The organism is Flavobacterium sp. ZE23DGlu08 (assembly GCF_030505335.1).
In the GTDB taxonomy this organism is placed as follows: Bacteria; Bacteroidota; Bacteroidia; order Flavobacteriales; family Flavobacteriaceae; genus Flavobacterium; species Flavobacterium algoritolerans.
Genome location: NZ_CP130045.1, coordinates 2,304,961 through 2,325,508 on the forward strand (window position 1 = coordinate 2,304,961; position 20,548 = coordinate 2,325,508).

The 20,548-nt window shown below is 33.8% G+C and carries 17 protein-coding genes; 6 read left to right on the top strand and 11 right to left on the bottom strand.

Features of this window, described 5'->3' with window-relative positions; translation table 11 throughout:
* Window positions 1-4: 4 nt before the first annotated feature.
* On the top strand, window positions 5-430 hold the full coding sequence (locus Q1W72_RS10040; protein WP_302135048.1) for a DUF4296 domain-containing protein: 426 nt from the start codon (window positions 5-7) through the stop codon (window positions 428-430).
* 9 nt (window positions 431-439) lie between these two features.
* On the opposite strand, the gene Q1W72_RS10045 is transcribed toward Q1W72_RS10040, so the two are convergent.
* Window positions 440-1,441, bottom strand: a complete 1,002-nt coding sequence (locus Q1W72_RS10045; RefSeq protein ID WP_302135050.1) for an NAD-dependent epimerase/dehydratase family protein — start codon at window positions 1,439-1,441, stop codon at window positions 440-442.
* Window positions 1,442-1,534: 93 nt separating this feature from the next.
* Between Q1W72_RS10045 and tyrS the strand changes: the two genes are divergently transcribed.
* A complete protein-coding gene (gene tyrS / locus Q1W72_RS10050) occupies window positions 1,535-2,833 on the top strand; it encodes a tyrosine--tRNA ligase (protein ID WP_282715113.1) in 1,299 nt (432 codons plus the stop codon).
* A gap of 59 nt (window positions 2,834-2,892) precedes the next feature.
* Here tyrS and Q1W72_RS10055 read toward each other — a convergent pair whose 3' ends face one another.
* From Q1W72_RS10055 to Q1W72_RS10070, 4 genes are all read right to left on the bottom strand, one after another.
* Window positions 2,893-3,873, bottom strand: coding sequence for an acyl transferase (locus tag Q1W72_RS10055; protein WP_099716249.1), 981 nt, complete (start codon window positions 3,871-3,873; stop codon window positions 2,893-2,895).
* A gap of 148 nt (window positions 3,874-4,021) precedes the next feature.
* Window positions 4,022-4,360 (bottom strand): T9SS type A sorting domain-containing protein, encoded by a 339-nt coding sequence (locus Q1W72_RS10060; protein WP_099714215.1) that lies wholly within the window; start codon window positions 4,358-4,360, stop codon window positions 4,022-4,024.
* A gap of 106 nt (window positions 4,361-4,466) precedes the next feature.
* On the bottom strand, window positions 4,467-5,678 hold the full coding sequence (locus Q1W72_RS10065) for a hypothetical protein (RefSeq protein ID WP_099714216.1): 1,212 nt from the start codon (window positions 5,676-5,678) through the stop codon (window positions 4,467-4,469).
* 183 nt (window positions 5,679-5,861) lie between these two features.
* Window positions 5,862-8,642, bottom strand: a complete 2,781-nt coding sequence (locus Q1W72_RS10070; protein WP_099714217.1) for a TonB-dependent receptor — start codon at window positions 8,640-8,642, stop codon at window positions 5,862-5,864.
* A 177-nt stretch (window positions 8,643-8,819) separates the two neighbouring features.
* Here Q1W72_RS10070 and Q1W72_RS10075 point away from each other — a divergent pair, with 177 nt between their 5' ends.
* Window positions 8,820-9,503, top strand: coding sequence for a response regulator transcription factor (locus Q1W72_RS10075; protein WP_099714218.1), 684 nt, complete (start codon window positions 8,820-8,822; stop codon window positions 9,501-9,503).
* The gene (locus tag Q1W72_RS10080) at window positions 9,504-10,565 is read left to right on the top strand and encodes a cell wall metabolism sensor histidine kinase WalK (protein WP_099714219.1); all 1,062 of its coding nucleotides are present in this window, start codon (window positions 9,504-9,506) and stop codon (window positions 10,563-10,565) included.
* Window positions 10,566-10,641: 76 nt separating this feature from the next.
* Here the strand turns inward: Q1W72_RS10080 and Q1W72_RS10085 are convergent, their stop codons facing one another.
* The 5 genes from Q1W72_RS10085 to Q1W72_RS10105 all read right to left on the bottom strand — a co-directional run bounded on the left by Q1W72_RS10085 (window position 10,642) and on the right by Q1W72_RS10105 (window position 18,092).
* Window positions 10,642-11,709, bottom strand: coding sequence for a glycosyltransferase (locus tag Q1W72_RS10085; RefSeq protein WP_099714220.1), 1,068 nt, complete (start codon window positions 11,707-11,709; stop codon window positions 10,642-10,644).
* Window positions 11,710-11,908: 199 nt separating this feature from the next.
* Complete coding sequence (locus Q1W72_RS10090) at window positions 11,909-12,598, bottom strand: hypothetical protein (protein ID WP_099714221.1); 690 nt, start codon at window positions 12,596-12,598, stop codon at window positions 11,909-11,911.
* A gap of 92 nt (window positions 12,599-12,690) precedes the next feature.
* A complete protein-coding gene (locus Q1W72_RS10095; RefSeq protein WP_302135059.1) occupies window positions 12,691-16,134 on the bottom strand; it encodes a hypothetical protein in 3,444 nt (1,147 codons plus the stop codon).
* Window positions 16,135-16,326: 192 nt separating this feature from the next.
* Window positions 16,327-17,583 carry an aspartate kinase gene (locus Q1W72_RS10100; protein WP_099714223.1) on the bottom strand — a complete coding sequence of 419 codons (1,257 nt, stop codon included), beginning with the start codon at window positions 17,581-17,583 and terminating at the stop codon, window positions 16,327-16,329.
* Between the two features lie 29 nt (window positions 17,584-17,612).
* Window positions 17,613-18,092, bottom strand: coding sequence for a GNAT family N-acetyltransferase (locus Q1W72_RS10105; protein ID WP_302135063.1), 480 nt, complete (start codon window positions 18,090-18,092; stop codon window positions 17,613-17,615).
* 170 nt (window positions 18,093-18,262) lie between these two features.
* Here Q1W72_RS10105 and fbp point away from each other — a divergent pair, with 170 nt between their 5' ends.
* Window positions 18,263-19,282 (top strand): class 1 fructose-bisphosphatase, encoded by a 1,020-nt coding sequence (fbp, locus tag Q1W72_RS10110; protein ID WP_099714225.1) that lies wholly within the window; start codon window positions 18,263-18,265, stop codon window positions 19,280-19,282.
* 58 nt (window positions 19,283-19,340) lie between these two features.
* On the opposite strand, the gene Q1W72_RS10115 is transcribed toward fbp, so the two are convergent.
* Window positions 19,341-19,772, bottom strand: a complete 432-nt coding sequence (locus tag Q1W72_RS10115; RefSeq protein WP_099714226.1) for a TerB family tellurite resistance protein — start codon at window positions 19,770-19,772, stop codon at window positions 19,341-19,343.
* A 179-nt stretch (window positions 19,773-19,951) separates the two neighbouring features.
* On the opposite strand from Q1W72_RS10115, the gene Q1W72_RS10120 reads away from it, so the two are divergent.
* Window positions 19,952-20,545, top strand: coding sequence for a HupE/UreJ family protein (locus tag Q1W72_RS10120; protein WP_282710932.1), 594 nt, complete (start codon window positions 19,952-19,954; stop codon window positions 20,543-20,545).
* The last annotated feature ends 3 nt before the right edge of the window (window positions 20,546-20,548 follow it).

Sequence of the window (20,548 nt, forward strand, 5' to 3'; positions counted from 1 at the left end):
ATAAATGAGAAAAATCATAACATTTTTAACGATTGTAGCACTGTTTGTAAGCTGTAAAGAAGAAGTGGTGAACAAGCCGGAACGACTTATAGAGAAAGACGTTATGGTGGATATTATGTATGATTTATCTATTTTGGAAGCCATAAGAAATCAAAATCCGGCTTCTTTGGATACCTTTAAAATAAATTCGAGAGACTATATTTTTAAAAAATATAAAATTGACAGTGTTCAATTTGCTAAAAGCAATGTTTATTATGCCTCTGATTATAATGAATACAAGAGCATGTTTGAACAAATTAGAAAGCGATTGGAAGCAAATACAAAGAGTGTGGATTCTTTGGTCAAATTGAAAAAAAAGAAAAAGAATCCTATTGTTGACAAAAAGCAAAAACAAGCTGCAATCAGCAGAGATACTACAAAATTAGACTAAGAAAAGAACTTATAGATTAGAGATTTCTTTGATGTATTGGTGAATATTTATAAAATCAGTTTTCAAGGTATCTTTAATCTTTTGGTTCGAAAATATAGTTGTCGAGTACGAAGCTTTAGCAGTTGTTTGAGAGAGTTTTCTCTTTTGTTGCAACACATTCGAAACAAACCAATCCAATCTCCAAAGCATTTCCATAAAAAAGGGTTTTGCGTGAATTTCAGGTTTTTTAACACCCAATGTATCAGCCATAGAATTCAGAATGTCACGGAAAACACTATTTTCGGCAATCAAGGTGAAGCGTTCATTCTTAATTTCGCTTTGCATTAATTGATGTGCCATTCTAACAACATCACTAACGGCAACAAATCCTGTTGAGCCCAGCGTGTAAAATTTTAATCCGTTTTTTACTTTCGTAAAAAGTTGTCCACTTCCTTGCTCTCTAAAACCGGGACCAAGAATAACGCCTGGATTTACAATTATTACATCTAAACCTTCTTGTTGCCCACGCCAAATTTCCATTTCGGCACCATATTTAGAAATGGCATAATCATTATGTGGTTTTTCTGGATTCCATTCGGTTTCTTCCGTGATGAATTTTTCATGAGGCAGTAAATTGCCCAAAGTAGCAATAGAACTTACAAAACACAGTTTTTTTATTTCATAAGCAATGCAGAAATTCACAATATTCGCTGTGCCTTCAATGTTTGTTTTTCGCAATGCATCTTCATCTTTTGGGTCAAAAGAAATCAAAGCGGCACAATGATACACGGTGTCAATATTTTGAAAAGCGATTTCTAATGAAGGAACTTCGGTAATATCTGCGGGAATCCATTCAATTTGGTCGAACAACGATTCCTTTTTATAGGTAGCGAATAGGGACTTAGTTTTCTCCATCGAAGCGATACTTCGATAAATAGCGCGTACTTTTTCACTCCCGATACTTTGGGATTCAATTAAATGAAGTAATAAATGTGCGCCTACTAAACCGGTTCCTCCTGTGACTAAAATCATTTTGTAAAGATAATTAGATTGTTCGATTTTTAGACCGATAGATTTTCAAATTATGCAATTAAAGCTATCTTTGTGAAAATTGATTTTTATAAAATGAAAAATATTATTTCCGAATTACAATGGCGCGGTCTAGTTCACGACATTATGCCTGGAACTGAAGAGCAACTTCTAAAAGAAATGACAACGACTTATATAGGATTTGATCCAACATCGGATTCCTTACATATTGGAAGCTTAGTGCCTATAATTCTTTTGGTCCACTTGAAAAATTTTGGACATAAGCCTATCGCATTGGTTGGTGGAGCTACAGGAATGATTGGTGATCCATCTGGGAAATCGGATGAGAGAAATCTCTTGGATGAAGCGACTTTGAATCATAATGTAGAGGGAATAAAAAGTGTTTTATCTCGTTTTTTAGATTTTAATTCGAATGAAATAAATGCGCCAGTTTTGGTAAATAATTACGATTGGATGAAGAATTTGTCATTCATTAATTTTGCTCGTGATGTGGGTAAACGAATCACCGTGAATTATATGATGGCCAAAGATTCTGTAAAGAAAAGATTGTCTGGTGAAGGCGAAGGAATGTCTTTTACTGAGTTTACGTACCAATTAATTCAAGGGTATGATTTTTACCATTTGCACAAAGAATACAATTGTTTGTTGCAAATGGGAGGTTCTGACCAATGGGGAAATATTACAACAGGAACTGAATTAGTTCGTCGTATGAATGTAGGTGAAGAGGCTAAAGCATACGCGATGACTTGTCCTTTGATAACAAAAGCGGATGGTTCTAAATTTGGAAAATCTGAAGGAGGAAATGTTTGGTTGACTGCTGATAAAACTTCGGTTTATAAATTTTACCAGTTTTGGTTGAATACGACCGATGTTGATGCAGAAAAATACATTAAGATTTTTACTTTCTTAGATGCGGCAACAATAGATGCGTTAATAGAAGAGCATAAAACGGCCCCACATTTAAGAGCTTTACAAAGAAAATTGGCCGAAGAGCTTACGGTTTTTGTTCATTCAAAAGAAGATTTAGAAAATGCGATAAAAGCATCAAATATTTTGTTTGGGAATTCGACTTCAGATGATTTGAAACAATTGGGTGAAGCAACTTTCTTAGATGTTTTTGATGGTGTTCCTCAAGCGGAAATCAGCAGAACCGAAATCGAAGCAGGAATTGATATCGTTACTGTTTTGAATGAAAAAACAGGTTTTATGAAATCCAATGGAGAAGCAAGACGCGCTTTGACAGCTAATTCTATTTCAGTAAATAAAGAAAAAGTTGCTGAGGATTTTGTGCTTTCAACAAAAGATTTAATCAATAATCAATTTGTATTGTTGCAAAGTGGAAAGAAAAATTATTTTGTGGTGAGAGTGGTGTAATAGCTTATTTGTTTATTCGTTGATTTGGTTAACCGAATCAACAAATTACCAAATAAACTTTAAATAACCATCAAGTTACAACCTCTAATATCAGAATTATCAAAACGTCCCAATACCTCGAAAGAGTTGTTGGGATTTTTTTTGCCCAAATCCTGCGTAGCAATAAACGAACAAGAATTAATGTTGGCCAAATCAATAACGTTGATTCCGCCTGTTTTTCCGTCTTGAATATAGGTTAAAGCATCTTCAGTGTCGCGAACAAGGATTTGTATCCAGGAAGGGCATTCAAATACGCCGTTTCCTAAAGAATAGGCTTGCGAAAGCAATTCGGTCATTCCATATTCAGAATGTATGGCAGAAACACCAAATCCTTTGCACAATTGTTCGTGTAATTCTTCGCGAATCATTTCTTTGCGTTTGCCTTTCATACCGCCGGTTTCCATGATTATGGTATGCTGCAGTTGAAACTGGTGTTTTTCTATTAAATCCAATAAAGCAAAAGTAACACCAATCAGAATGACATTTTGACCGGCTTGGTCTAAAGCTATGAGTTTGGCAATCAGTTCGTCATGATTGTGCAGGTAAAAACCACTATCAGGATGATTGGACAGTTCAATTAAATCCTTGACCATGTAAATTAAGGAAGAACCTTCTCGTTCTAGATAGGATGGAAGCAAGGCTAAAACGACATAATCTTCGATATTGCCATAGAATTCTGAAAATCCTTTGCGGTAGCTTTCTTCATATAAGGTAACATCAGTAACCAGATGTTTGCTGGTAATCATTCCGGTTGTTCCGCTGCTGGTAAAGGTTTCCTGAATTGGATTGGTATTGGAAACTACTTCATGACTCTTAAAGAACTGAATCGGTAAAAAGGGAATCTGCTGTAATGATTTTACTTTATGAGGATCTGTTTTTAAAAAATTGCAAAATTCTTGATAGACCAAGTTGTTTTCGTATTGGAAACGAAACACTTTCAAGGCGATTTTCTCAAACTGTTTTTGACTGGAAATAGCAAATATATCGGAGGATGTAATCAAGAATTTTTTTTGCAAAAGTAATCAAAAATTTTAAGGGAAGCTCATTTACAAAAGTGCAATAGTCTGTTTTTGGAATCTCTTATATTAGAATTCTGTATAAAAAAAGCCCCAATAGGAATTGGAGCTTTTGTATTTAAATGTTGACGTATTATCTTATAATTAGTTTTCTGGTCGCAGATGCCTCTTTTTCATTAATCTTTATGATGTAAACACCGGAAGTTAGATTAGAGACATTAAGCTCTCTGGAACTAAGCATTGTTTGAAGCACTTTTTTTCCTAAAACATCAAAGATAATGATTTCTTTATCTAAGTCATTTTTTGAAGTAATGTAGACTTTTCCATTACTCACAGGGTTCGGGTACAAGTTTAAACCTTCGATAACGGCGGTTTCTTGTGTTTTTGGTTGTTGCTTAGTTTCCTGAGCATTAGTGCTCATAGAAAATAAAAAAACCAATAAAAGGGTAGTATAAAAGTAGTTTTTTGCCATCGGATTAGATTGAATAGTAAATATACAAAAAATAATTCAAAAAGCGTACCAAAAAAAAACATCCTGAAAACTCAGGATGTTTGATATAAATATATGCGGGTGTTTTTTATAAATTCGATAGTAAATTAACACCATCTACAATAGCCCATGCTCCAGGAGTCAATACTGCTCCAGATGCTGTTGTGCTTGTTGTGAAGTTTGCAGGTAAGAATGAAACTGTAAAAGCTGCACCAGCGCCCCATTGAGCTGTATTAGTGTCTGAAATTTTTACATTTAACATTTTTATTTTACCAGTAAGAACTTGATTCGTGTTTGTAGCAGCATCTTGTATTCTAACGGCAACCGCATTTACTGTTGTAGTTCCTGAAACTGCAGTATTTGTGTATCCTGAAATTACTACATTAGAATATTCTCCATTTCCTTCTTTTTTGAATTGGATTGCATCTATTTCAAGTGGGTTACCTGCTTCAGTTGCTGTACCGGCAGCTCTTCTTAAAGTAATGTTAGATACTTTTGGGAAGAAAGTATTGTTCACACTTTTTGCTTCGATTTCCATTCCAAAATTTCCAGCTCCAGTTTGATAAGCATACCAGTTAGTGTTTGCTTGACCTTGCCATCCATCTTGCCAGTCAAAAGAATCATCTGTGTTTCCGTAAGAAATAAGGTTTTTAGCACTTACAGTTCCTCCGTAAAATTCAAAACCGTCATCAGCTCCTTTGTAAGCAACAAGATTTTCTAATACTGTTCCAGAACCTACTGAATAGAATGAGAAACCATTCATCTCAGAATTTCCGTCAAGGATTTTTTTACCTGCATATTCTACTCGTACATATTTCAAAGAACCACCATTATGAGCAGCATTTGTACCACCATAAACAATATTTGTTCCGTCTTCAGAAGTTGCAGTTGTAATAGCACTTCCGTCAGCTGCTTTTGCAGAAACGATAGGAGCATCACCAAACATGATTATACCTCCCCAAGAACCTGCAGTTTTAGATTTTTCAGTAAATACAACAGGTTCTGCTGCAGTTCCTGAAATATTTAATTTTCCGCCTTTTTCTACTAATAAAGCATCTGTACCGTCAGCTACATCAGCAGTAATTACTGAACCAGCTTCAAAAGTTAATGTAACATCGCTTTTTACTCTTACTGTACCTTTAATAGTATAAACACCTTTTGTGTAGGTTTTTGTTGCTGTGATATCTCCTGTGATTTCACCCGTTGCAGTTGGTGGAGTTGTTACTACATCGTCATCACTTGAAGTACAACTTGTAAAAACCAAGCTCAATAATGCAAGACTGAATACTAATTTTTTCATTTTTAATGATTTTAAAATTATAAGTTTTTTTGTTAATTATTTATTTCAAAAGTACTTCCGAGCTTCTGAAATTTAGTTATGTAATTGTTATTAAAGTATTATATAACAATGAATTTGATGTAAAGTTTATGTTACTTATGTAAACAAAAAAAGAGCTGTTAAAGCTCTTTTTTTTTGTTGTTTTTAAAACGTGTATCCTATGTTAAAGGAGAACCCGACACCTTTTTTGAATTCTCTTAAAATTAGCGAGTCTTCAGTAATGTTTAAAGTGCTTTTGCTTCCCAACTCTTTTTTATAACTTGGATTTAAGATGTTGTCTACTCCAAATTTAAGTTCGATACTTTTTGAAATTGAGTTAGTCCAAACAAAATCTAATTTACTGAAAGATTTCTCGTAGATATGATCAATTCCTGAAGAACCTACAGCGAAAATACGATCTCCATAAACATTATATACTAAGGTCATAGAGTTTTTCCAATCTTTATTAAGGATGAAGTCATACTTTAAATCAGAATTGATTAACCAGTTTGAAGCACCTTGCAGCTTACGATTTGTACTGTTTTCTAATTCATTCCCTTGTTTCTTAATGTCAATTTTAACATCAGTACTCATCAATGACGTATTGAAACCTAAAGAGAAATTAGAAAGAGATTTGCTGATTCTGCTCAATTGGAAAAGCATTTCTATTTCGGCACCATAAATAACCGCTTGCTCTGAATTTTTGAAAGTTGTGATTTGTCCACCGCTATTTGCAGTTGGTTTGAAAACTCTTTCAATAGGATCGTTAATCATTTTTCCAAATACTCCTACAGCAAATAATTCTTTATTGTTAGGAAACAATTCATATTTGAAATCAACATTATAGTTTTCACTGTCTTTCAAATCTGGGTTTCCACTTTCTGAAGTTCCATCGGCATTGATGTAATTTATTGGTAACAACTCCATCGCAACTGGACGAGTTATTGTTTTTGCCAATGATACTCTCAAATTACTGTTTTCATTCAAAATACGTTTCGCATTTATAGATGGTAAGATATCAAGTTTGTCATCTGTCTTTTTGCGGTAAGCGCTTCCAAAAGGATCACCTTGTTGTCTGTATTTTATGGTACGAGTTGAACTTTCACCTCTAATACCAGCATTCAAATCCCATTTTTCTCCAAGATTCATGAACAAATTGAAGTAACCTGCATTAACAAACTGATTCAATTTTACTTTATAATCTCCGTTAGATTCTTCCTGAACATAAACAATTCCGTTGTTGATATCTTCGTTGATGTTTTGGCTTATAGTACTTAAATCAGCAGTATAGTTTTTCTCCAAATTTCTTCTTCCTGAGAAGAAACGGTAAGAAGATTCCATGTCGTTCAGCGAACTGTTGTATCCAATAGATAATTTATTAGAATCTTCCTTGTCTCCAAATTTTAAATTATATTCTAAAAGTGAAGAGTAATAGAAGTTTCCTTTTACATCAAGAAATTGACGGTTCAAGTTATTACCACCATAAGACATATTTATTTGGCTATCACTTACTTTTACACCAGTGATAAATTTTCTGTCAGGTTGTTGAAAAGAAGTTTTCACATAAGAACCTCCAGCTTTTATGCTGTGTTTTCCGTCTTCGGTTAATTTATAATCACCGTACAATTGTGAGTTCCAATAGTTAGATTCTTCGTATTGATTTAATCTAATAAGGTTGTTTGTCTGATTTGCCAAACTGTTTGTGTAACCTACTTGGTCTTGAATTTTGCTTTCAGTCGCTTTAATCAAGAACGTATTGAAGCTTAAATTAAAACGATCTGTCTTGTACTTCAATCCTGCTAAACCAGAAAAAGTAGTTTGGTAGCTGTATTGCGTATTGTATAAATTATTGTCGTAGTTCCCTTGTCCAAGATTGAAAGTTCTGTCAACACCTTCTCTATAAGAGTATTTGTTGTCAAAGTTGAAAGACATGATGTAGCTAATGTTTCTTTCGTTTTTAAGATTGAATTTTTGTGCATGTAAAAATCCAATACTAGAATTCAAAGGACTTTTTGTATTGTTAACATCCCATGATTTTTTACCAAATCCATTTTCGTATTCAGCAGGAGAAAGTTTTTGTCCACTTGGAACTGATCCAAAAATACCAGGAAGCGCTCTGTCATTACCAATCAGTCCTAAAGTTCCCTTTGTAGAATTTGCATCATCAGAAAGTAAAAAGTCTTGAAGATTATTGTTAGTCGTATATCCAAAACCAATATTCAATTTAGTGATATTTTTTGGTTGAGGTGTTTCGATATTAACGGTTGCTCCGGCAAAATCTCCAGAAATGTTAGTATTGAAAGTTTTGTAGATATTTAATACTCCCACAACATCAGTAGGAAATAAATCTAATGGAATAATTTTTTTGAAAGGACTGTTTGATGGTGATTGTAAGTCGTTTATCAATAAGTTATTGTAACGGTCTTCTAATCCTCTGATGAATAAACCTCTTCCGTCAACTTTAGTGATTCCGGTAATTTTTGTCAAACCTTCCTCAACATCGCTAACTCCTTTACGAGCCATTTCTTGGGCACCGATACTTTGTTTAATTACGACCGCTTGTTTTTGGTCTAATAAAAGAGCTGTTTCCTTTTCTCTGCTTGCTGTGTTTCTTACAACAACATCTTTCAGGGTATAGCTACCAGAACCTAGTGCTCTGTTAATAGTTACTGTTTCATCAGCAACCACTGTCACAGGAATTTCTACAGATTCATACCCTACAAAACTAAGTTGTAAAGTATAGCTTCCAGGTAGTATAGTTATGGTATATTTACCATCAATATCAGTATTAGTTCCTATATTTGTTCCTTTAATAAGAACGTTAGCAAAAGGTAAAGACTGATTATTAGCATCTTTGTCTGTTAAGATTCCAGAAATCGTTCCTTTATTCTGTGAAAAAGAAATAACTGTTATTAATAACGTGAAAAATAGTAACTTGAATTTCATTTGGTTTTAATTTTTTTGCAAAGTAACGCCTGAAATGTAAAATGTAAGTTACTGGCTTGTTATGGTTATGTTTTGTTTTGGGTCCTAAAATCACCCCAATATTAAATTATGGTTAACACCATTTGAATATCCCATTTATTATTACATTTACAATTCAAAAACAATTTTTGGCGCTTTATGAAGAAGAAAAACACGAAGATTTTATTAGTAGATGATGAACCGGATATCCTGGAAATAGTAGGGTATAACCTCTCTCAAGAGGGGTATCAAATCGTTACGGCAGCAAATGGTAGAGAGGCAATAGCGAAAGCTAAAAAAGAAATGCCAGACCTTATTATAATGGATGTAATGATGCCGGAAATGGATGGAATGGAAGCTTGCGAAAACATTAGAAAGATTCCTGAACTCAGTAATGTAATCATCACTTTTTTGACAGCCAGAAGTGAAGACTATTCTCAAGTTGCAGGTTTTGATGCCGGTGCAGATGATTACATCACAAAGCCTATTAAACCTAAATTATTAGTCAGTAAAGTAAAAGCACTATTACGCCGATTAAAAGAAAAGGAGCAAAACAGCGAAACACTTAATGTAGGCGGAATAGAAATAAATCGCGAAGAATATAAAATCGTTAAGGATAATATTGAAATTGCATTGCCTAGAAAAGAGTTTGAATTATTCTACCTGCTTGCTTCAAAACCTGGAAAAGTATTCAAACGTGACGAGATTCTCGACAAAGTCTGGGGAAATGAAGTAGTTGTTGGTGGAAGAACAATTGATGTTCACATCAGAAAACTAAGAGAGAAAATAGGAGAAGAATTGTTTAAAACAATAAAAGGAGTAGGCTATAAGTTTGAAGTGTAAATGACAATAAATTTTAAAAAAACATATCGTTTTGCCGTAAAGTCAGCGCTTTACATCACTCTTTTTTCTACAGGATTAGTTGGTTTCCTCACGTATTTATTTTTCACTTTCTCGTATCGCTTTTGTTTGATTTTTGCCATTGCGATTGCTGCATTTTCATTTCTTGTCATACAGTATCGAGTAGAGCGATTTATCTATAAAAAAGTTAAAAAAATATACGATGACGTTTCTTTATTAGAGTCAAGTACTTTTAGAAACCAGCCCATTACAACTGATATGGCGACGCTTACACGCGAAGTGAAAAAGTTTGCCACCGATAAAAAGTTAGAAATCGAAACTTTAAAAGTTCGTGAAGAATATAGAAGAGAGTTTCTTGGGAATGTTTCTCATGAGCTCAAAACGCCACTTTTTATGGTTCAAGGATATTTGTCAACCTTGCTCGACGGAGCAATGAGCGATAAAACAATCCGAAAAAAATATTTAGAACGCGCCGAAAAAGGAGTAGAACGATTGATTTATATCGTACAAGATTTAGACATGATTTCTAAACTGGAAATTGGAGATTTGAACTTGGAAATTGCCGAATTTGACATTGTGAAATTAGTTCAAAATGTCTTTGATTTGCTCGAAATGAAAGCTTCCAAGAAAGATATCCTGTTGATGTTTGACATGAAATACAACAAACCGGTCATGGTGGTTGGGGATCAGGAAAAAATACAACAAGTAGTGATGAATCTTGTTGTAAACTCAATCAAATACGGAAAAGTAAAAGGTTCTACCGAGGTAAGTATTGAAGATTTGACAGATGAAAAAGTCATTGTTCGAATCACGGATAACGGAGAAGGAATAGAGAAAAAAAATATCCCAAGACTTTTTGAGCGTTTTTACAGAGTTGATAAGAGCGGAGCAAGAACCGAAGGCGGTTCAGGTTTAGGTTTATCTATTGTAAAACATATTATTGAAGCGCATGATGAGAAAATTTATGTAGACAGTACGTATGGCGTGGGTTCTGAATTTTCTTTTACACTTGAAAAAACAAAAACAAGTAAGAAAACAACATAAAACCTACGATTAATAATATTTATAAAAAACCGATTCATAAGAATCGGTTTTTTTATTTTTATGTATCAAAGGTTCATTATTTTTGAAAAACTTGGAACAAATTTGCCCATTCAATTTTAGAGTCTAATCGAGGCAATCCTTTATATTCCTCAATCTCTAGAATATTTTCCATTCTAAAATCATCTTGTGTTGCATAAGGAACCAGACCTTCTTTCTTCAATTTTTTGGCTAAATATTCTTGTTCATATTGCCCTGGTGTTGGAATAAAAAAAGCTTTTTTTCTCAGTTGCGCTAAATCCATGATTGTAGTATAACCCGAACGGCAAAGAACCATTTCACTTTCGTTAAAAGCCTGCTCCAGTTCAGTTGAATTCATGAAGTTGTAATAGGTGACATTTCCAATTATTCTTGTTTTTTGCTCCTTTTCTATATTTCCCTCAATGAAAATTGCATTACCACTGTAGTTAACAATTTCTTCTTTTAAATGTTTTTCTAACATGCCACGTTGAGGTTCAGGACCAGAGAGAATTACCAGTAAATCATATTTTTTTGGTAACAATTTCTTTTGGAGTCTGCTCAAAGGACCAATGTATTTTGTTTTGAGATTTGGATTGTCAACATGACCTAGTTTGCCGGTTAAATTTGGAGTTCCGGATAGATCGGGAACCCAGCATTCCGTATATTTTTTTATAATTGATTGATGAATTTTACTGGTTATCCAAGTGGTATTTCCAGTCATCACATTCAATTGATGGGTAATAAATACAGAGGGTACTTTTTTGCTGAAAACACCTAATCTGTTGTCTGAAATAATGCCGTCTATTGCATGTTTTTCAATCCAATTTTGAATTATTTTTTTTTCTTCCAGAATGGCTCTAATCATTTTTGGGCCATTCTTTATTAGTTTCCATTTAAAATTGGCACCATTTTTAGCATATTCAATTTGATAGGATGGGAGTTCCAAAGTTTGTACGTTGGGAAACTCTTTTCGGAGTAATTCAAGAGCAATACCATCAGAGGCAATTATGGGAATATAGTTGTTCTCTTGTAAAGCTCTAATAATTGGAATGCAACGGGTGGCATGACCTAAACCCCAGTTTAAAGGCGCAATCAAAATAGTTTTAGGGGCGGTTTTTATATCCATTTCTAATTGTATCAAATGTTTTTTATAGTTGAAAGATACATAAGTTAAGCCCTTTTTTGTATTTGCAAAATATTACTAAACTATTAAATTATCCAATTATTGAATAGTATTTCAGATTGTTTTTCTCCTTTTTTTAGACTAAAATAAAGAAAGGCTATCTTTTACAGACAGCCTTTCCAATATATTTTCTATAAAAAGATTATTCTTGTATGTAGGTTTTATTTCCGTTTGAGTTAATGTAATATTTTCCGCCACGAGGACCAGTATATACTTTTTTACCATTGTACTCACCTGTTATTTTGTCGGCTACTTTAGGTGCTTTTTCATTGGTTTCCTTGATTTTTTTTACTGATTTGCTGCTTGTAGCTTTTTCTTTTATCGCAGTTTTAGCCGTCGCTGCTTTATCTTTGGCAGTTTCTGCTTTTTTTGTAGCTGTCTTTTTAGATGCTGTTGCTTTTTCTTTAGCTATGGCAGCTTTATCTTTTGCGGTTTCAGCTTTATCTTTGACTACTTTGTCTTTAGCAGTTTCCGCTTTTTCTTTAGCTGTAGTCGCTTTGTCTTTGGCAGCTTCCGCTTTGTCTTTTGCTATTTTTTTAGAAGTAGCAGCTTTATCTTTTGCAGTTTCGGCTTTGTCTTTTGTTGTTTTTTCTTTAGCTGTAGTTGCTTTGTCTTTGGCAGCTTCTGCTTTGTCCTTAGCTGTTTTTTTAGCCGTGGCTGCTTTTTCTTTGGCTATAGCCGCTTTATCTTTAGCCGCTTCCGCTTTTTCTTTTTTGGCTTTAGCCAATTTTTCAGTTTTAGCTTTTGCTGCTTTCTTTTCGGCTGCAGTTTCTTGTGCTTGCAAGTTTGCTGACAAAATAATTACAAAACATAACAACAGTAATTTTTTCATAATAATTTGATTTTAAATTTTATATAATAAAAATAATAAAAAATAATCATAGTTTATAAATTCAATCAATGAAATTATTCCAAATTCCAGCATTAAAAATAAGCTCTCAATTGAACATTTCCAGTATGAATGGTTTGGCTTGATTCGCTTTTTCGCCCTTGATAATTGAAATTAATGTCTAAAAACTGTGTGATGTTTTTTTGTAAAAGCAATCTCCAAGTGAGGTTCTGTCCAGTTTGTAATCCTTCCAGCATTTGAAATCCAACCGAAGAAAATTCATTTCCTTCAAATTTATTTTGGTAAAAAGAGACTTCTCCATTCAGCGTTATTTTTTTATCGCTGGCGTAGGAAAAGGAAGTTCCAAAGCGGTTTTGTAACAACGTTTCGAAAACTCCAATTTGGTTTTCTTTGATTTGCAATTCATAAAAGAGATCCCAGCTGGTATTTTTAGAAAATAAATAACTGATTTTTGGTGCCAATTGATATCCGTTTATGTCATAATTTTTTTCTGGGAAATTCTCGGATTGAATAGTTGTCTGGATTGTTTTGGCAAAAAAACCGAACAGCCAACTTTTTTGGTATAAATGTCCATACTGCAATTGATGCGAACTGTTGGTGGCTTCTTGTGAACCTATCGATAACAAGTTTTTCGTTTTATTCTGAAGATAAGAATAGGTAACCGAATGGTTTTGCTTTCCCCGATTGTAGAACAAGCTATTTCTCAAGCTGGAATTCAATCCGAGGACATTTTCATTAGAACCGCTAAACGGGTTTAATTCAAAATTAGCCCCGTCACTTCTCGTTTTTCGGTCAATTATAAATGCGGTTTGATTATAGAAATAGGAAAGTAATTTTTTTAATCCTTTTTCATTTTGCCATTGATTCGGGTTTAAGGTCACGGATTGTGAGAACTTATTTTGATGTGTTTTTATATAAATCCGATTGGGCAAAAACACTCTGATGAATTTTGCCTGATCGATAAACGGAGCGACTTCAAACTCCTGTAATTCCTGAATTCCATTGCCGTTATAATCATTCCAGGTATAAACGCCCTGACCTGCGGAAACTTCCAGATACGTAAATTCCTGTTGCGGAATGGTTCCTGAATTCGTTTCATAAACGGTTGTGCTTTGGATTAATTGATTGAAAAAACGATCCGTGTACACTATTCTGGAATTTAATGTAGGTTCTCTTTTTCTCGTTGCATCCACAAAATCCAAGATTCTATAATTGGCATAAATAGATAAATCACTTCTGTTGGTTTGTATCAATTTAGATTTTAACATGAAAGTCTGGGAGGAATTTACCCGCTGCAGCAGCCCCCCGACACTTTGGGATTGAAGGCTGTCATTGGTTCTTCTTAAATAGCCCAATTCTACAAAAACTTTTGTGCTGTCGCCACGACCGGTAAAAAAACCATACTCCGTAAATTTTTGGCTTAGAGCCGAAAACTGATTTGTTGCTTTGTCTTTTTCTTGATTGTCTTCTAAACGCAAGCTGGAGCCAACCCAATTTTTATCGAAATGAAAACGCATTTGAGATTGGTTTCGTAAAAATTTCGACGATAAAACACTGCCATCACTTTTCAGGAAACTGCCTTGGTTTTGAAAAGTCCATTTTTTTATTCGAAACAAACCATTTAAAATATGTCTGCTACCCGAAAAATTTTCAGAGAAATCCAGTTTTTCAAACTGATACAACAACAGTCCTTTAGTAGTAGATTTTGGTTCTGGATTTAAGTCCAATTGCAAACCGGAAACCAATAAACTTTGATTTCCAATGGCAGCGGTTCCTAAATTCCAGTCTCTGTCAAATTCTATATTGTACAGTCGTTCCACGGATCTGAAATCTTTCTGTATAAATTGATAATTGGCAAAAGCATCAACCTGCCATTTTCTAGAAAAAAGCCTTTGCTTGGCATTGATTTTTCCTGCTAAGCCTTGATTATTGCGGTCATCAATGGATGAAAATAAATTTTGATCATTGTTACTCAGGCCAATTTCAAAATCCACAGCCGTTTTTTCGCTGGGTTTGTATTTTCCTAAAAAGGTGGCAACTTGAATTTTTGTTGGTGCAATGAGCTGAATTATGGGTTCATAATTTCCTTGAGGAATACCGTTTATGGGTTCAATATATTCATAAACCCGAGTAATGGTAGCCGAATTTGTCACGATATAATTCCCATTATTGGTTCCGACTAAAGTGAAACGGACGTTGAATAATTCCTGTTGAGCATCATTTGAATATTCAAAAATTTCAATGGCATTAACTATCGTTTTTCGATACAGTACTTTGTTTTCGGAATAGGAATCAGCATAGGCAGAAGGTGCTGTCATTAAATCAGGATTGTCTCCTGAATTGACTAATATCTGGGCTTGTTCTTGTGATAAATTTTGTTGTAGCGGCTGATTTTTCAAGTCGTTTTCCGAATATAAATAGCCTCCAAAACTCCATTTTTCATTTTCATGCGTGGCACCGGCATAGGTTACAAAACGGGTGTAATTCCTGTCGGAATATTGATATTCTATGGCAATTCGCATTTCGGAAGTGATTGTAAAAAGTGGCGTAAATACAATTTCACCGGCATTGTAATCTATCGTATAATCATTGTTTTCGCCTCGTTTCAGTAAAACACCATTTACATAAACCCGCTCTGAGCCCGAAACCACCAGAACATACAATTCTCCATTTTGTCCCTTTAATTTGTAAGGTCCTTGATTGCCTTCCTGTCCCACAAAATTACTTTTGGCATATTGCCCTCGAACTAATGCCGCTGATGCAAATACATTCGTTTTGTTTTCTTCGGTTCCAAAGTTGAAATTAGTCGACAGTCCCTGTACTTTTTTATTGAAATTCAAGAATTGGGTTTTCTTGTTTTCTAGAAAAATATCTCCTGCTCGAATGTTCCATTGGTCACTGAATAATTCCATGAAAACATTGTCAAACTGATCCAGTTTTTGAGAATAGCCGCCATCCTGCAATGGAATATTACTGTCTTGAATGGAAGCTCTTAAACTTACTTTTTCGGAAATCTTACCAGTAATTTGTAAATCTAAATTAGAATTCAAAACCGCATTTTGATTGTTTCCTATAGTAATGCCACGGGTAATGCTTCCGGAAGTATTCAAGCCGTCAAAAGGCACGTTTTTCTTTAGGTTTTTTGCTTCAATTTTATATAAATTCCCATTCCCAGCTTCATTGCTGACGACTCTGCTGGGGTCGTAAATGCGGTATTCCTTGGTTAGTATTTCAGGGAATTTAAGATACTGTACTGTAAGTGAATCGGAGGTAAAAGAGCTGTTTTCCTTTAAAATCAAAGTTCCCTTTTTGAAATTTATTTTGAATAAAGTACTATCGATAAGTTTGCCATTGGCGTCAAGCAATTTGAAAAAACTGGAATTAATACTTTCTTTTTCAATATAAATTGTGTCGCGGGAAGGAAGGATTTTTTTGGTTTTGTACAGCGAATTAATTTCCTGAGCATGGAGCCCAGAAAAACAGCCTATTACAATCCAAAAAAGTAATTTTTTCAACATAAATACTATAACTCGAAAGTACCAAAAGTAGTATTTATAATTCGATAATTAGAAAATGTGCCAATCAGAAAATTGATGAATAGACAAATCGACATATTCTGGTTTAGAGTGCTTGATTGTTTGCTTTGGAATGACAAAAAATGGGAATCAAAATTAAATTTCGATTCCCATTTTAATATTGTTGAAATAGCTTTAAACTTCTTTAGTGATCACTTGCATGGTTTCACGGCTGACTTGTTTCAATAAAACTACTTTATTTTCTTCGACAGTTTGCGCTGCTTTGTCGTTGAAATGTCGGATAGTGTATAAGGTTACATTTTCGTCAAATTCTACTTTGAATTTTTTAGATAAAATAGCATTCAGCGCTTTAAAATTATCAAATTTATCTTCAACACATACAGAGAAACTAATGGCAGAATTCTGAATTAAGTTTACTTTTATTTTGAATTGGTGAAACAACGCAAAAATCTCACTGATGTTTTCTTCCATGATGAAAGAGAAATCTATTGACGAAAGAGAAATTAAAAGTTGGTTTCTTTTGACAATAAAACAAGGTAAATACGGTTCTAAATCGACACCTTTAGAAACACTTGTCCCTTTTAACAATGGGTTTATAAATGATTTTACATACAAAGGGATTTCCTTTTTTTGTAATGGTTGCAGCGTTTTTGGGTGAATAACCGTTGCGCCGTAAAAAGCTAATTCAATGGCTTCGCGATACGAAATTTGATTTAATAAACTTGCGTTTTCAAAATATCTTGGGTCGGCATTCATTACTCCGGGAACATCTTTCCAGATGGTTACGCTTTCGGCATTTAGGCAATAGGCAAAAATCGCAGCAGTATAATCTGAACCTTCACGGCCTAGAGTTGTGGTGAAATTATTTTCATCAGAACCCAAGAACCCTTGTGTAATATTTAAGATTTTTCGTTTTACGTTCTTGGCAATGTTTTTCTGTGTCAATTCCCAATCTACTTCCGCATCTCTGTAATTTGCGTCTGTTTTTATGAAATTACGAACATCCAGCCATTGCGTTTTTATTTCCATGAAATTCATGAAATGACTAAGAATAGTTGTCGAAATTAATTCGCCATAGCTTACAATTTGGTCGTAAACAAAATTATAATTAGGAGATTTATTATGTGTCAAGAAATATTCTAAATCAGCAAATTGAGTATTTACAGCAGCAAAAACTTCGTTTTTGTCATCTTCAAATAAATCCATCAAAATTTGATTGTGGTATTTTTTTACTTCTTGGACTGATGAATTCAACTCAGCCGATTTGTCGAAATAGTTTTTTATGACAATTTCCAATGCATTCGTCGTTTTTCCCATTGCAGAAACAACTAACAATACATCTTCGTAACCCACTTTTTGTAAAACGTCATATACGTTTTTAATTCCTGCGGCATCTTTTACAGAAGCTCCTCCAAATTTGAATACTCTCATACTTTTAAACAAAAATTGTTCTTTATACTTTATTTCAATTTATTCTCTACAAAATGGTTGATTCCTATTTCATCCATTTGTACTACATACCAATCTTTTAAGACTTTTGCACCTGATTTTTCGTAAAATTCAATAGCTGGAGCGTTCCAGTCCAGAACATTCCATTCCACTCTTCGAACCTGATCTTTTTTACCCTGTTTTATAATTTCAGAATATAAAGCATATCCAAGTCCGGTTCCACGCATTTTGTCTTTTACCACTAAATCTTCTAAATGAATTGTTTTTCCTTTCCAAGTTGAAAAGCGGTAATACCATAATGCGATACCAACGATTTCGTCATCAACTTCGGCAACAAAAACATGAAATAAAGGAACAGGACCAAAACCATCACGAACTAAATCGTCAACAGTTACAAGAACTGCATCCGGCTCCTTTTCAAAATCGGCTAATTCTTGAATAAGGCCTAAAACAGCCTGCATGTCTTCAGGTTTTCCTTTTCTAATATTCATAAATTTTTATTTTAATGATTCAAAAATGCAATAAAATAGCATTTTTACGTACTAATTTTGTGTTTTATTCAGCAAATATACAATACTGTCAAACTAAATAAATAGTATTCAAATTGTTTTCACAAAAAAAACGATATTTGTGACTTCAAAATAACTACATCGATTTCGTAATGGAAGAACGCAACAAAACACTAGGAGAATTTATCATTGAAAACCAAAATGCTTTTCAATATTCGTCAGGCGAATTATCCCGAATCATTAACTCCATCCGATTGGCTGCCAAAGTAGTCAATTATAAAGTAAACAAAGCAGGATTAGTTGATATTGTTGGGGCTGCCGGAGAACAAAACATACAAGGTGAAGATCAGCAAAAACTCGACGTTTATGCCAATGAAATTTTCATTCAAACTTTAATCAATCGTGAAATTGTTTGCGGTATTGCCTCTGAAGAGAATGATGATTTTATCACTGTAGAAGGAAGTGACAACAGCCATAATAACAAATATGTGGTTTTAATGGATCCGCTTGACGGCTCATCAAATATTGATGTGAATGTTTCCGTAGGAACTATATTTTCGGTTTATAGAAGAGTTACTCCAATAGGAACTCCAGTTACCATAGAAGATTTTTTACAGCCGGGAATCAATCAGGTTGCGGCAGGTTATGTTATTTACGGAACATCGACGATGTTGGTTTACACTACGGGACATGGAGTAAACGGATTTACATTGAATCCGGCCATTGGAACTTTTTATTTATCGCATCCAAAAATGCAATTCCCAACAGACGGTCATATTTATTCCATCAACGAAGGGAATTATGTTCATTTTCCGCAAGGAGTAAAAGATTATATAAAATATTGCCAGTTAGAAGAAGGAGACAGACCGTATACTTCAAGATATATAGGAAGTCTGGTTTCTGATATTCATAGAAATATGATTAAAGGCGGAATTTATTTGTATCCTACAAGTTCCAAAGCACCAAAAGGGAAATTACGTTTGCTTTACGAATGCAATCCGTTAGCTTTTATTGCTGAACAAGCCGGAGGAAAAGCTTCTGATGGATTTAATAGAATCATGGAAATTGAACCAACAGAATTACATGAAAGGGTGCCGTTCTTTTGCGGAAGCTACAATATGGTGGAAAAAGCAGAAGAATTTATGCATAAAGCGAAATTAAGCAAATACTAAAATATAGGTTTAATAAAAAAGCTCCCAGATTTCTGGGAGCTTTTTTTATACTTTACAATTACTTGTTCATGTTTTGCATTTCGAAAAGGAAAGTGTCTAAATCTACTTTTCTATCTACTAATTTAAGTGCTTTATGTATAATATAATCTACATTTTCAGCATTAAAGCCTAGTGCTACTCCAATTTTTCTTAATAATAATTCTTGTGTGTCACCTAACTGATGATCAACGTGAACCATTCTTGCTAAATCAAACAAACGCTCCAGTCTTTGCTCATGTAAATAAGGAGGGTTTATAGGATATTTTAATGGGTTTTCTAAAATTTCTTCATATTCTGCTTGAGAAATTTCTAATCGAACAGCCAGTTTGTCTAAAAATAGTTTTTCTTCCGGAGCAAACTTATCGTCAGCAAGTGCTACACGAACAATAGCTGAAAAATGACCTTTATTTCTTTGTTTGAATTCGCTATCAAATAAATCTGAAAATGACATAATTATTGTTTTTTTATCTTACAAAGATAAATCTATTTTTAAATTAATGATTTTAATTTTTTTATATTTTTTCTTTGAATTTGATCTCTTTTGAATTGCATTTATTTAAATAATCAAATCAATCATTTTCAAAATTAATCGTAAGTTTACAACCCCTTTATCAACCTAATAAATTACCTATGTCAGAATTTTGGATTTACTTTCAAATAGGATTAAAACACGTTTTAGATATTCATGCTTATGATCATGTTTTATTTTTAATAGCATTAGCAATTCCTTTCTCTTTTAAGGATTGGAAGCGAATTGTGCTTTTGGTAACGCTTTTTACCATTGGACATACGGTGGCTTTATTGCTTTCCGTTTTTGGTATAATTGCGATTAAAGTTAATGTTGTTGAATTATTAATTCCAATAACGATATTAATAACGGCGTTGTTTAATCTTTTTACGGCGGGAAAATCAAGCAAAAAAGAAAGTATAAATTTGGTGTTTTTCATCACACTTTTCTTTGGGATAATTCATGGATTGGGCTTTTCAAATTATTTCAAATCGATTCTTGGAGGTGATGCCACTTCTAAAATATTGCCATTGTCAGAGTTTGCATTAGGAATAGAAGCGGCCCAGATTGTAGTGGTTTTTGTGGTTTTGATTTTGTCGTATATTGTTCAAACCGTTTTTAGATTCTCAAAACGCGATTGGACTTTAGTGATGTCGGCATTTATTATTGGGGTAGTGATACCATTGATTGTTGAAAGTGAAATCTGGATTAGATAAAAA